At 66.4% G+C, this 12,428-nt stretch carries 9 protein-coding genes; all 9 read right to left on the bottom strand.

Annotated elements, in window-relative coordinates:
* Position 1: 1 nt before the first annotated feature.
* The 9 genes from fadD32 to ACQPW1_RS01180 all read right to left on the bottom strand — a co-directional run bounded on the left by fadD32 (position 2) and on the right by ACQPW1_RS01180 (position 12,402).
* Complete coding sequence (gene fadD32 / locus ACQPW1_RS01220) at positions 2 to 1,915, bottom strand: long-chain-fatty-acid--AMP ligase FadD32 (protein WP_433660935.1); 1,914 nt, start codon at positions 1,913 to 1,915, stop codon at positions 2 to 4.
* Positions 1,916 to 2,106: 191 nt separating this feature from the next.
* Positions 2,107 to 3,126 carry an LLM class F420-dependent oxidoreductase gene (locus ACQPW1_RS01215; RefSeq protein ID WP_433660934.1) on the bottom strand — a complete coding sequence of 340 codons (1,020 nt, stop codon included), beginning with the start codon at positions 3,124 to 3,126 and terminating at the stop codon, positions 2,107 to 2,109.
* Positions 3,127 to 3,340: 214 nt separating this feature from the next.
* Positions 3,341 to 4,327 carry a cutinase family protein gene (locus ACQPW1_RS01210; protein ID WP_433660933.1) on the bottom strand — a complete coding sequence of 329 codons (987 nt, stop codon included), beginning with the start codon at positions 4,325 to 4,327 and terminating at the stop codon, positions 3,341 to 3,343.
* On the bottom strand, positions 4,324 to 4,845 hold the full coding sequence (locus ACQPW1_RS01205; RefSeq protein ID WP_433660932.1) for a DUF732 domain-containing protein: 522 nt from the start codon (positions 4,843 to 4,845) through the stop codon (positions 4,324 to 4,326). The genes ACQPW1_RS01210 and ACQPW1_RS01205 overlap by 4 nt, the downstream gene beginning before the upstream one ends.
* Positions 4,846 to 4,990: 145 nt before the next feature.
* A complete protein-coding gene (locus tag ACQPW1_RS01200; RefSeq protein ID WP_433660931.1) occupies positions 4,991 to 6,829 on the bottom strand; it encodes an alpha/beta hydrolase-fold protein in 1,839 nt (612 codons plus the stop codon).
* 352 nt (positions 6,830 to 7,181) lie between these two features.
* A complete protein-coding gene (locus ACQPW1_RS01195) occupies positions 7,182 to 8,216 on the bottom strand; it encodes an alpha/beta hydrolase (RefSeq protein ID WP_433660930.1) in 1,035 nt (344 codons plus the stop codon).
* 409 nt (positions 8,217 to 8,625) lie between these two features.
* Positions 8,626 to 9,645 (bottom strand): alpha/beta hydrolase, encoded by a 1,020-nt coding sequence (locus ACQPW1_RS01190; protein WP_433660929.1) that lies wholly within the window; start codon positions 9,643 to 9,645, stop codon positions 8,626 to 8,628.
* Between the two features lie 313 nt (positions 9,646 to 9,958).
* Positions 9,959 to 11,020: an alpha/beta hydrolase gene (locus tag ACQPW1_RS01185; protein ID WP_433660928.1), complete on the bottom strand. Its 1,062-nt coding sequence runs from the start codon at positions 11,018 to 11,020 to the stop codon at positions 9,959 to 9,961.
* 299 nt (positions 11,021 to 11,319) lie between these two features.
* On the bottom strand, positions 11,320 to 12,402 hold the full coding sequence (locus tag ACQPW1_RS01180; RefSeq protein ID WP_433660927.1) for an alpha/beta hydrolase: 1,083 nt from the start codon (positions 12,400 to 12,402) through the stop codon (positions 11,320 to 11,322).
* Positions 12,403 to 12,428: the final 26 nt, after the last annotated feature.

Raw genomic sequence — 12,428 nt, 5'->3', positions numbered from 1 at the left:
ATTACTCTTCCGGTGCATCGGGGAACGCCTGCTGGGTGTAACCACCCCGTAGCGTTCCCTCGAGGTAGGCGGCCTTGCAGGCCCGCCGGGCGATCTTGCCGCTGGAGGTACGCGGGATGGAACCCGCGGGGACCAGCAGTACGTCTCGAACGGTGACACCGTGACGCGACGCCACCGCGGCGCGCACCTCGTCGGCGATGGGTAGCGGATCAGCCTTGCCCGCACCCGGACCACGCTCGGCCACGATCACCAGCTGCTCGGAGGCGTCGTCGGCGTCGAACTTCAGGCCGGAATGGCTGCCCTGATCGAAGACGAGCGCGGGCAGTTGGTTGGCGGGCACCGAGAACGCGGCGATGAAGCCGGGACGAAGGGCCTTCGAGGACTCCTGTGCGGAGAACTCGAGATCCTGCGGGTAGTGGTTGCGGCCGTCGACGATCACCAGGTCCTTCACCCGCCCGGTGATGTACAGCTCGCCGTCCAGGTACACGCCGTAGTCGCCGGTGCGCATCCAGTTCGCGTCGCGCTCGGTACCTTCAGCATGGCTGCCCTCGGCCAACCGGTGCGGCACCTTGTTCTGGAAGGTCGCCGACGTTTCGTCCGGCCGACCCCAGTACCCGATGCCCATGTTGTTGCCGTGCAGCCAGATCTCGCCGACCCGGCCGTCGGGCTGCTCGTGCCCGCCGTCGACCTCGACGGTCTCCGGGTCGACGATCACGGCCCACTGCGACAGCGCGACGTAACCGCAGGAGACCTGCGCGATGGCGTTCTCGGTACCCGGCTCGACCTTGACCATCCGGCCCGCGTTGAGCTCGATGCGGTCGACGTAGGTGACCTTGGCTTCGTCCTCGGCCTTGGTCGCCGACACGAACAGCGTCGCCTCGGCCATGCCGTAGCAGGGCTTGATCGCGGTCTTGGGCAGGCCGTACGGCGCGAACGCCTCGTTGAACTTCTTCATCGAGGAGGTGGTCACCGGCTCGCTGCCGTTGATCAGGCCGATCACGTTCGACAGGTCCAGCGACTCGCCGTTCTTCGGCAGGCCACGCGCGGCGGCGTGCTCGAACGCGAAATTCGGTGCGGCGGCGAAGGTTCCGGCGCCGTCGGACTGCGCGGCGAGTTCCTTGATCCAGCGGTACGGGCGGCGCACGAACGCGCTCGGCGACATGATGGTGATGTACTTGCCGCCGACCGCGGGCAGGATCACCGTCAGCAGGCCCATGTCGTGGAACAGCGGCAGCCAGGTGACGCCGCGCGAGTTCCAGTCCAGGTTGATCGCGTCGACCATCTGCAGCAGGTTGGTGCCGACCGCGCGGTGGGTGATCTCCACACCGGCCGGGGTCCGGGTCGAGCCCGAGGTGTACTGCAGGTAGGCGATGTCGTCGATGGCGATATCGGGACGCACCCAGCCCTCGCCGACGCTGTCCGGGATCGCGTCCACCGCGATGATCCGCGGACGTTGCGCGGCGGGCAGCGACCGGAAGAATTGCCGCACACCGGCCGCCGACGAACTGGCGGTCAGGATGGCGGCGGGCTCACAGTCGGCGAGCACGGCGTGCAGGCGATCGGTGTGACCTGGCTCGTCCGGGTCGAACAGCGGCACCGAGATGGTGCCCGCGTAGATCGCGGCGAAGAAGGAGATCACGTAATCCAGGCCCTGCGGCGCGAGGATCGCGACCCGGTCGCCCGGGTTGGTCACCTGTTGCAGTCGAGCGGCCACCGCGCGCAGCCGAATGCCGAACTCACGCCACGTCAGTTCGTGCGCCTCGCCATCACGCTCACGCGAGTAATCGATGTAGCGGTACGCCAGAGTGTTCGCGTCGTTCCGGGTGTGCTTCTCGACGTGGTCGACCAGGGTGTGATCCTCGGGAATTCGGATGTTCCCGGTCTCGTCCAGGTAGTCGTCGAAAGTCTCTTCCATTCCTTCTTCTCCTCCGAGGCACACGCAGCAAGACGGCGACAACGCCGTTGTTACCTGTGAGGCCCCGACTCGCTTTCGCCCGCGGGTGTCTCCAAGTGCCCGAGTCAGCCTGCAGTTATTGGGCGGTCTGCGCGGTGACCGCTATCGGCTAGATGTACTCAAACCAGAGTCATGTTACAGAGAAGCCCGGCTCACTCGTCTCGCAGCAGGGGAATAACGGGGGCGAATGCGTCCATCTGGGTGGGAAACACCCCGACATACGACATCGAGGTGAGTTGGCGCACACGACGGATCTGCTCGGCGATTTCCTCGAAGCTGCCGATCGCCACGTAGGGCGAGTTGAGGATGTCCTCCACCGAAAGCTTCACGTCCACTTCGAGATCCTGGTGCAGACCACGTTCGATCGCGGAAAGTGCCATCTCAGCGGTCTTCTCGCGATCGTCGGTGATGACGATGGCGGTGATGGCCCAGTTCAGCTCGATGTCGGCGAACCGGTCGCCCGCGGCCTCGCGGATCAGGTTCACCTTCTCGATCGTCTTCTCGAGCGTGATACCCGACAAGAGGCCTTTACCGTTCTTGGTGGTCACCGGCACGATCGAGATGATGTCGGCGTGCTTGGCGGCCAGCCGCAGCATCTTCGGGCCACCGCCGCCGGTGCAGATCGGCGGGCGCGGACCCTGCCGCGGTCGCGGCGTGCCCTTGATCCCGCGTACCTGGTAGTACTTGCCCTCGAAGTTGCACTCCTGGCCGCGCAGCAACACGTCCAGGATGGTCAACGTCTCGTCCAGCTTCTCCAGCCGGATGCCCGGCGTCTCGTAGGGCAGGCCCGCGGCGACGAACTCGTCCTGCTTCCAGCCCGCGCCGACGCCGACCTCGAGCCGACCCTTGGACAGCACGTCGATGGTGGCCAGGTCCTTGGCCAGCACCACGGGGTGCCGGAAACCGTTGGCCAGCACCGATGTTCCGAGGCGGATCTTCTCGGTGGCCTGGGTCAGCGCGCCGAGCGCGGCGATCGGGCCGATCTGGTCACCGAGGTGATCCGGCACGAAGAAGGTGTCGAAGCCGTATTCCTCGGCCTGCTGGGCCGTCTGGACGAACTTGCGGGCACCACCCTCTTGCTTGTTTCCCTCGCCCGCTGCCCCGAAGCGGAAGCTGCGCAGCGGCGTACCCAGCGCGGTCAACTCACCGGCGGGTGCGGCGGCTTCTGTCATGAACTCATGCTCCTGGCTGTAAGGAATTTCTGGCGCGACGGTGCAGGGCGGTCATACCCCGAACACTGCGTCGGTGTTGCCTGCGTCGCGATCACCAGCGGCACTTTACAGCGTCCTGCCCAACGGGAGTCGCGCTTGTCGGAGCAGTTCTAGGTGTCCTGCGTGCCGACCGGAACATTGGCTGTGACTTCTCACGAATCCACCCCGCTGACACTCACGAATGCGCCGGATGCGGCGCCGATTCGATGAGCCCGTTCGCCCAGTTGACGGTCCACTGGGTGGAGGTCGCTCCGTTGTCCTCGACGACGAAACCGTTGTACAGCGCGTGCACCGGATTGCCCGCCGCGCGCACCAGCGCGCCGACGCTGCCCATGATGTTGAACGGGCTCAACGCCTGTCGCGGCGCGTCGCAGATCAGATCGCCCTGCGCGCAGATGGTGAAGGTGCGCTCGGCCAGTTCGCCGAAGCCGCCGGGCCGTGGGCCGGTCATCGTGATGCCCGGAACGTTGAGGCCCTTGAGCGCGACCTCCGCACCGACGCCCGCGGGCACCGCACCGACCTGGACCGCTTCGCCTGGTCCGGTGTCACCGGTGCGCCTGCCGTCCGAAATCAGCGTCACGCCGAGCACCTTGTTCGCCGGCACCGGACCCTTGCCCTGGCCGATGTCCGAGGCCACGTCGCCCGCGATCACCGCGCCCTGCGAGAACCCGGCGATCACATAGGTGGTCAGCGGACAGTCGCGGTAGCGCGCGGCCATCGCGTCGACCATCCGCTGGGTGCCCTCGGAGCGGCTGGCGTTGTAGGACGCCTGGCCGTCCGGTGGGAGCGCGACCGGATTGGAGAACTGCGCGACGTACGGGACGGTGTACACGTCCAGCCGTTCCTTCGGGAACTGCTGGCCGACCGGGTTGGAGACGTTGAGCATCAACGACACCGGGTTCGCCGTCGGGTTGTGCGGGTCGTCGTTGCTGTTGGACTCCCAGGTGCCCGGCACCGAGATCATCTGCACGTCCGGGCAATCCGCCGACTGCGAGGTCGGCTCCTTCGGCGGCTTGGGTCCCGGCTTCGGTTGCCGCAGGAAACCGGCGAGCAGGTACCAGAGCAACAGCACCACGATGATGATCAAGATGGGGATCCCGATCAGCAGGAGACAACCCACCGGCCTTGACCGGCGAGCTGTCGAACCGCGGCGCGCGTTCACTTGCAGTACGTCTGCTTAGCGGCGCTGATGTAGACCTGCCCGGCCTTCTCCACCGGCATCTTCGCCGGATCGAAGGACGGATCGGAACCGGCCATCGCGGTCACGAAGGTCATCAGATCCTGGTCGGACGCCCCGGACGCGGTGCCCTGGCAGACGTAGTTCGCCACGCTCAGCGCGATATCCGGGGTGGACGGGGTGACGCCCTGCTGCTTCAGCGCGTCGAGGTACTTCTTGTCCTTGTCGGTCAGCTTCGAGGTGTCCGCCGGGGGCGCGGACTCGATCGGCTGCGGACGCTCGGGCGCCACCGTCTCGGCCGGCGGCTGCTCGGGTGCGGGCGCCGGGGCGGGCGCGGGCGCCTGCTGGCCGGTGGTCGAGGCGGGCGGCTGCGTCGCCGCCGTGGTGCGGGTCAGCGTCGGCGTGCTCGACGCGGTCGAGTCGTTGCCACCACAGGCGGCGAGCAGGCCGGTCGCGGCGATCGCCACAACAACGCCGAATACCTTGCCACGGGTCCTCTGCATGAATTCTGTCCTCGATCTGTTCGCAAACGGGGGAGGTCGCCCCCCAGGCTAGCTGTGTTATCGGCCGCGTGGCCGCAGCGGGTTCGCGGCCTCGGGTGTCTCGCGAACAGGGTGGTGTTAGCCAGTGATAGGTGCGGCCAAACTATTAGAGGCCGTGGACTTCTGGTTTTCCGTCTTTGACGACTATGAAGCCCGCCTGGAAGTTCTGCTGTACGCCGCCGGGCACGGGAAACTCGTCGCTGATCGGATACCCGAGTTTGCCGTTCTCATAGCCGAGCACCTGCCAGGCATCCATGAGCGGGCCGTTCTTCACGGCCCAGGCACCGGAGAGCGGGCTCCAGTAGATGTTGCCGCCCTCGAAATGGCTGTACCGGCCGAGGTCCTTCAGCGGCTGCTCCTCGGTGGCGGGGAAGCCGAGCCAGCTGTTCTCGTAACCCATTTGGGCGTACTTGCCGAGGACCATGCCCTGCACGCGGTGCACACCGGTCTTGGCGCTGTAGTAGAACGGGCCGTTCTCGAAGGCCTGCACGGCGCCGTCCCGGTTCGGCGTCTTCACCTCGGGTGCGACCGGATAGCCCGCCGGGCCACCCTCGTAGCCCTGCCTGCCCCATTCGTCGAGGATCGCGCCGCGCACCACCTGGGCGCCGGTCTGCGGGGTCCAGTAGAGCGAGCCGTTCTGGAAGGTCTGCATGCGGCCCTTGCCGTCCGGCAGCCCGCGTTCGTCGCCGGTCGGCAACCCGAGCGGTCCGGCGGCGCCCTGCGCGGCCTGATATCCGCCGCCGATCATGCCGCCGACCGGGTGCGCGCCACCGCTCGGCGTGAAGTAGACCCGGCCGGACCGGAAGTCTTGCGCCACACCGCCGGCCACCGGGTATTCACCGGACAGGCAGTCGCCGAGCCAGTTGTTCGCGTTGGCCACCGCGGCGATCTGGCCGCTGACGGTGCACGCGGTCTTGCCGGGATCGACGCCGAGCGCGGCCGCGGCCTGGGTCCAGGACTGGCGCATCTCGAAGTCCCAGTAGGGCCACGAATGCGTGCCGGACGGGCGGTAATTCACCTGTGCCGGGATGGCCAGCCTGCCGAGCTTGGTGACGAAGTTCTGCGAGGTGAGCCGGGACAGGATCTCCAGCCCCATGCCCGCGTAGTTGGTGCTGACCCCGGGAATGCCGGACGCCTGGTCGAACGGACCGGTGGCGCCGCTGCCGCTGGAGACGTAGAGGGTGATCCCCTTCAGCTTCTCCGCCAGCGTGTACGGGTCGTGCGCGGCCCATTCCGGGCTGGTCGGCGGTCCCCACATGGCGCCGGTGTCGAAGCCGCCCGCGTCGCGCATGGCGAACTGGATGGCCTGCGGCATGCCGATCGTGGTGGTGGTGAGGAAGCCCGAGTAGGACGCGGCGAACTTGGCGAAGCCCGGGTTGCGCGCGGCCAGGAACATGGCCGCCGTGCCGCCCATCGAAAGCCCTTCCAGGGCACGGACATCGGTGGCCCGCCAGTCGCCTTCGAGCAGCGGCGGCAGTTCCTTGGTCAGGAAGGTTTCCCACTTGTAGTTCTTGCCGTTGTTCGGCTGGATCCAGTCGGAATAGAAGCTGGACTGGCCGCCGATCGGCAGCACGACGGTGACGTTCTTGTCGGCGAAGAAGTCGACGGCGCCCGCGTCCTTGGTCCAGCCGCTCTCGTCGTCTTTCGCGCGCAGGCCGTCGAGCAGGTACAACACCGGGAAGCGCGCGTCGGGGCGGGTGGCCCAGTCCTTGGCGAGCAGCAGCTGCACCTGGATCGGGGTGGCCATCGACGGCGAGTTGATCCACAGCGCGACCCGGCGGTCGGTCAGCCAGATAACCTTCTGGATGGACGCCGGGGCGACGGCGTCCGATGCCGCAGGACCTTGTGCCGGACCCGGGGTAGGTGCTGGTGCTGGTGCCGGGCCGGGGGCAGGAGCCGGTTGCGCGGTCGCTGGTGCGATACCCGCGGCCAACGGGATCACCATCGCAGTAGCGAGCAGCACCAACCGCCCGCGAGCCGCGCGAGCGCCACGACGCTCGCGTCTCCCCCACCTGCCGCGCCGAATCCCTGCCACAAGAGCTTTCTACCCCCGCACGCGCCGTGTTCCGGGGAGGACACGCACGATAGGAAAACCCTCGTGTTCGTTTTACGGGCTCGCACAACGCATCCGGCGCCACCTCTTCCGTGCTGGAAGCTGTGGCGCCGAAGCGGTCTTACCGGGACAAATGATTTGTGAGTACATAGATACCTCATCGGGTTGCCCTTGAAACCACCTGTCCCAAAACGTAACTCAGGCCGTACCCCGAAGGGTACGGCCTGAGTTGGTCAAGCAGCGATCACCGGGCGCCAGTGGCGTCCAGGATGCCGTTGCGGGACTTGAAGAGCTCACTCTCCCAGTACTTCCAGGAGTGGGTGCCCTGAGCCGGGAAGTCGAACGTGGCGGGGATGCCGAGCGAGGTCAGGCGAGCCTGGAACGCACGGGTGTTGACCAGCGAGAGCGCCTCGAGCGCCATCGCATTGCCGGTGTTGAACGCGCCGACCGCCGAGTTCGGCGAGTCGTACTGACCCGGCAGGCCGCTGGCCGCCGAGATGTACATCGGCAGGCCCTTGAGCTGCGGCGCGAACACGAACGGGTCCATCCGCAGCCATGCGGGGCTCCATGGCGCCGCCATCGAGTCGACGTTGTAGCGGCCCGCGTCCAGCATCGCGACGCGGATCGCCTCACGCATGCCCGGCGCGGAAATATTCAGGTAGCCCGAGTAGGAGGCGGCGTACTTGAACTGGTCGCGATGGTAAGCCGCCAGCGCGAGTGCGGCGCTGCCACCCATGGAGAGACCGGCGACCGCGTTGTTGGTGCGGGAAACGCCGTAGCCCTCCAGGAAGGCCGGGAGCTCCTTGGTCAGGAAGGTCTCCCACTTGTAGGTGGTCTTCTGGCCGTTGGTGTTGCTGGTCGTGTACCAGTCCGTGTAGAAGCTGGACTGACCACCGACCGGCATGACCAGGGTGATGTTGTCGCCGCCGAACTGCTGCAGTGCGTTCGTCTCGAACGACCACGCGTTACGGTCATCACGCGCCCGCAGTCCATCGAGCAGGTAGAGCGCCGCGTTGCCGCCGCGCGATGCCCACTGCACCTGGACCTTGATCGGGCCCATGCTGGACGGGACCATCAGATCTTCGAATCCACCTGCGGGGGTACGCAATACCGGTGCGTGCACCGGCGACGCGGTGGCGATCGGGGCCGCCACACCTGCGGCGATCGGTAGCGCCAATGCAGCGGCACCGACAGCCAGAATTCGATTACGCCAACCACGAGGTGCGCCTCGCCGTCCCGATTTCGTTCTCATCGGCGCGGCCGCCCTGCCGAAACGCATGAATCCTGCTCTCTTTCTGCTTTTCTGCCTGTTGTGGTGCCGTAGGCGACCCGCGAGGGGCGCAACCGCACCAGTGCTGCCAACGAGTCACACACCGCCACACACCGGACCCCGACATTCCGGCGCAGGCGACTGCGAAACAACGATCTGGTCACACTTGCGCTCGCTGGACGATATTCGACACCCGTGGCCTTAGCAAGGCCGAGGCAACCAGGTGGCCGAAATCCGCCCGTACGCAATCTGTGATGGTGCGGTGACCCTATCGCGTTCCCCCGGTGATTGTCGTGCCGGAACACCAAAATTTCACCCTGATGGCCGGAAGTGTCAGCTTCCCGCGGCGCGAGCGTCAGGCCCGGAGGCGGCAGCGCAGCGTAACCACGTAGGGCCAAGGGAGGGCCGCGAATTCAAGTCAGCCTAAATTGGCGCTCAGGTCGGGCAGCATCTGGAACACCTGGTCCTGCCAGTAGTTCCAGCTGTGCACGCCCACGGGGGTGTAGACGAACACCGAGTTGCTCGGGCCGAGACTGTTAATCCGAGCTTCAAAGGCGCGGGTGTTGGCCAGCGCGATCGTTTCCAGCGCCATCGCGTTGCCGAGGTGGTAGACGTCGATCGGCGCGTTGATCACGTCGCGCGGTCCGTTCAGGCCGTTGCCCGAGGCGATCCACAGCCGAGTTCCGTTGTTGCGCAACAGCTGCGCGAACATGAACGGATCGTTACGCAACCAGCGCGGATCCCATGGCGGACCCCACATCGCGTCGATGTTGTAGCCGCCCGCGTCGAGCATGGCCAGCCGCAGCCCCTCCTTCATGGCGGGCGCGGAGATGTTCAGGTAGCCCGAATACGAACCGGCATAACGGAACTGGTCGGGATGGTATGCGGCCAGCGCGAGCGCGGCGCTGCCACCCATGGACAGGCCGAACACTCCGTTGCCGCGCGGATTGAAGCCGAGCCGGTCGCGCAACGCCCAGCGCAGATTGTTCGTGAGAAAGGTCTCCCAGGCATAAGGCTGCTGTTGGCCATTGGTATTACTCGGCGCAATCCAGTCCGAATAGAAGCTGGACTGCCCGCCGACCGGCATCACCACATTGATGTTCCACTTCGGCAACACCCTGGAGATGTCGGTGTCGACTTCCCAGCCGCTCAGATCGTTGCGGGCGCGCAGGCCGTCCAGCGCGTAGACCACCCGGCGGGTGTTGCCGTCGACGGCGCGAAAGATCCTGGACTTGATCGGGCCCATGCTGGAGTCGACCCAGAAGTCGTAGCCGCCGGGGTTGAAGCCGGCCTGGGCGGGCGCGCCGTGGCCGCCGAGCGCGGCGCCGAACGGCAGCGCGAGCGCCAGGGCCAGGGCCAGGGCCGAACGCCGAAACCAGCGGCGCTCCGCCGATTCCCGTCCAATGGCAACCGCCCCGCATACTCCGCCTGATCGCATCGATTCGACCTTTCGCCCGTGCGCTCGCCGTTGACCGCAACTGTGGTGCAGGTAGATCAACACCTGGCATCGATGGCTTCTCAGCAGCTATTCGAGTTCTGCCCGTCGGAAAACGCACTGCGATGCCGGATCGTGACGAAAACCAGAGATTTGCCGAAGTCGCGGGTATGCCCGAGCGACCCGGCGGTGACAAGAGCACAATTCATCGCCAGCGATCCACCAGCCAATCATCTCCTGATATCCGCGGGATGGGCGAAAACAACAGACCGCCCGGCACTTTGCAGTGCCGGACGGTCTGTTTACGACGAATTCGTCAGCCGATATTGGCGGACATATCCGGAATCATCCGGTAGGCCTCATCGGTCCAGTTGTTCCACGCGTGAATACCGTAGGCCGGGTAGGAGTAGACGGTGTTGCCGCCGCCCAGCGTCGCCATCCGCGCGTTGAACGCGCGGGTGTTCACCAGCGCCAGCGCCTCCAGGCCCATCCCATTGAGGGTGTTGAAGCTCGGTCCGTCGTTCGCCGTCGGCAGACCACTCGCCGCGGCGATCCACAGCCGGGTGCCGTTGCGAACCAGGTTGGGCGCGAAGACGAACGGATCCATCCGCAGCCACTGCGGGCCCCACGGCGGCGCCATCGAGTCGACGTTGTAGCCTCCCGCGTCCAGCATGGCGATGCGGATCGCCTCACGCATGCCCGGCGCGGAGATGTTCAGGTAGCCGGAGTACGAACCGGCAAAGCTGAACTGGTCCGGGTGGTACGCGGCCAGGGTGAGCGCCGCGCTGCCGCCCATGGACAGGCCGAACACGCCGTTGCGGTTCGGGTTGAAGCCGAGCCGGTCGCGCAGCGCGTTGCGCAGGTCGCGGGTCAGGAAGGTCTCCCACTGGTACCGGTAGCTCTTGCCGGGGCCCGCGGCCAGGATGTTCAGCGCGCCGGAGCCGGAGGACGAGCCGGTGCCCGCCGGGATGCCGGCCAGCTCGCTCGGCGCGTTCCAGTCAGCGTAGAAGCTGGACATACCACCGACGGGCATGACCACGTTGATGTTGGCGTCGGCCAGGCCCGCGGGAACGTTGGTTTCGATCTCCCAGCCGTTCAGGGTCTCGGGCGCGCGCATGCCGTCGAGCACGTAGGCGACCCGGTTGGTATTGCCGTCCCTGGCGCGCAGCACGCGGGTCTTGATCGGCCCCATGCCGGAATCGACCCAGAAGTCGAACGCCCCGGGGTCCATGCCCGCAGATGCGGTGGCCCCACTACCCGCTGCCGCGATACCGAAGGGCAGCAAAAGCGCCACGGCGACCCCGAGTGCGGATCGCTTCACCCACGAACCAGTCGTTCCGGACGTACCGGATCTACCTTTCCAGCGGGCAATTCGCATCTAACTCGACCTTTCGTTCGGGCGGCCGGGGGGCAAACAGCTGGCGATCTCGACCGGCCCCCTCTGCGGACACCGAGTGCCGCCGTCCACCGAAAACGGACGAATCGACCTCCGTGCATGTTCCTCGTGTATCAATCGGCATCGGAAGCTTATATGTTGCTGGAAAGTGACTCATGCCACAACTTACCTGCCGCTACCCCTTCACATTCGTTACCAAACCCCCGTTGGACGACTGGCAAACGAAAAGACCGCCCGGTGCACTCGCACCGGGCGGTCTTTCGAACAGACTTACCCGTGAATCACCCGATATTGGCGGACATGTCCGGGATCATCCGGTAGACCTCATCGGCCCAGTAGGTCCAGTTGTGCACACCTACGGCCGGGAAGTCGTAGGTGGCGTTGCCGGCACCCAGGGTGGCCATCCGGACCTGGAACGCGCGGGTGTTGGCCAGCGCCAGCGCCTCGAGTCCCATCGCGTTGACGGTGTTGAAGCTCAGACCGTCGGCACCGCTGGGCAACCCGCTACCCGCGGACACCCACAGCCGGGTGTTGTTGGCCTTCAGCCGCGGCGCGAAGACGAACGGATCCATCCGGAGCCACTGCGGACCCCACGGCGGCGCCATCGCGTCGATATTGAAGCCGCCCGCGTCGAGCATGGCCACCCGCAGTGCCTCGCGCATACCCGGCGCCGAGATGTTCAGGTAGCCGGAATACGAACCAGCGTAACGGAACTGGTCCGGGTGGTAGGCCGCCAGAGTGAGCGCGGCACTGCCGCCCATGGACAGGCCGAACACCGCGTTGCCGTTCGGATTGAAGCCCAGGCGGTCCCGCAGCGCGTTGCGCAGGTTCTGGGTGAGGAAGGTTTCCCACTTGTAGGTATTCGTCTTACCCATGCCCGCGGAGCCCGAGAGCAGTCCGGAGCCGGAGTTGGCGGAGCCGGTGGACGACGAGCCCGCGCTGCCGAGACCGAAGAAGTTGCTCGGCCCCGTCCAGTCGGCGTAGAAGCTCGACGGACCGCCGACCGGCATGACGACGTTCATATTCCACTTGGTCAGCTCGCGCACGACTTCGGTGTCGACTTCCCAGCCGCTCAGGTCCGGCCGGGCCCGCATGCCGTCCAGCGCGTAGACCACGCGGCCGGTGTTGCCGTCGGCGGCACGGAAGACCCGGTTCTTGATCGGACCCATTTCCGAATCGACCCAGAAATCGAAGCCGTCCGGGTTGAACGCCGCGGACGCCGGTCCGGCCGGGCCTGCCACCGACACCCCGAGCGGCAGCAGAATCGCCATCGATACCAGCGCCGAACGCTTCAGCCACGATCCGGCTCTTCGAGTATTCAGACGCCCGAACACGCCTCGCATCAGTTTCGACCTCTCGTTCATGCAACGGCATCGGCCGTCATCTAACG

The sequence above is a fragment of the Nocardia sp. CA-128927 genome, from assembly GCF_050955855.1.
Taxonomy (GTDB): domain Bacteria; phylum Actinomycetota; class Actinomycetes; order Mycobacteriales; family Mycobacteriaceae; genus Nocardia.
The sequence above is the reverse complement of the archived record's forward strand: the minus strand, read 5'-3'. Positions and strand labels throughout refer to the sequence as shown.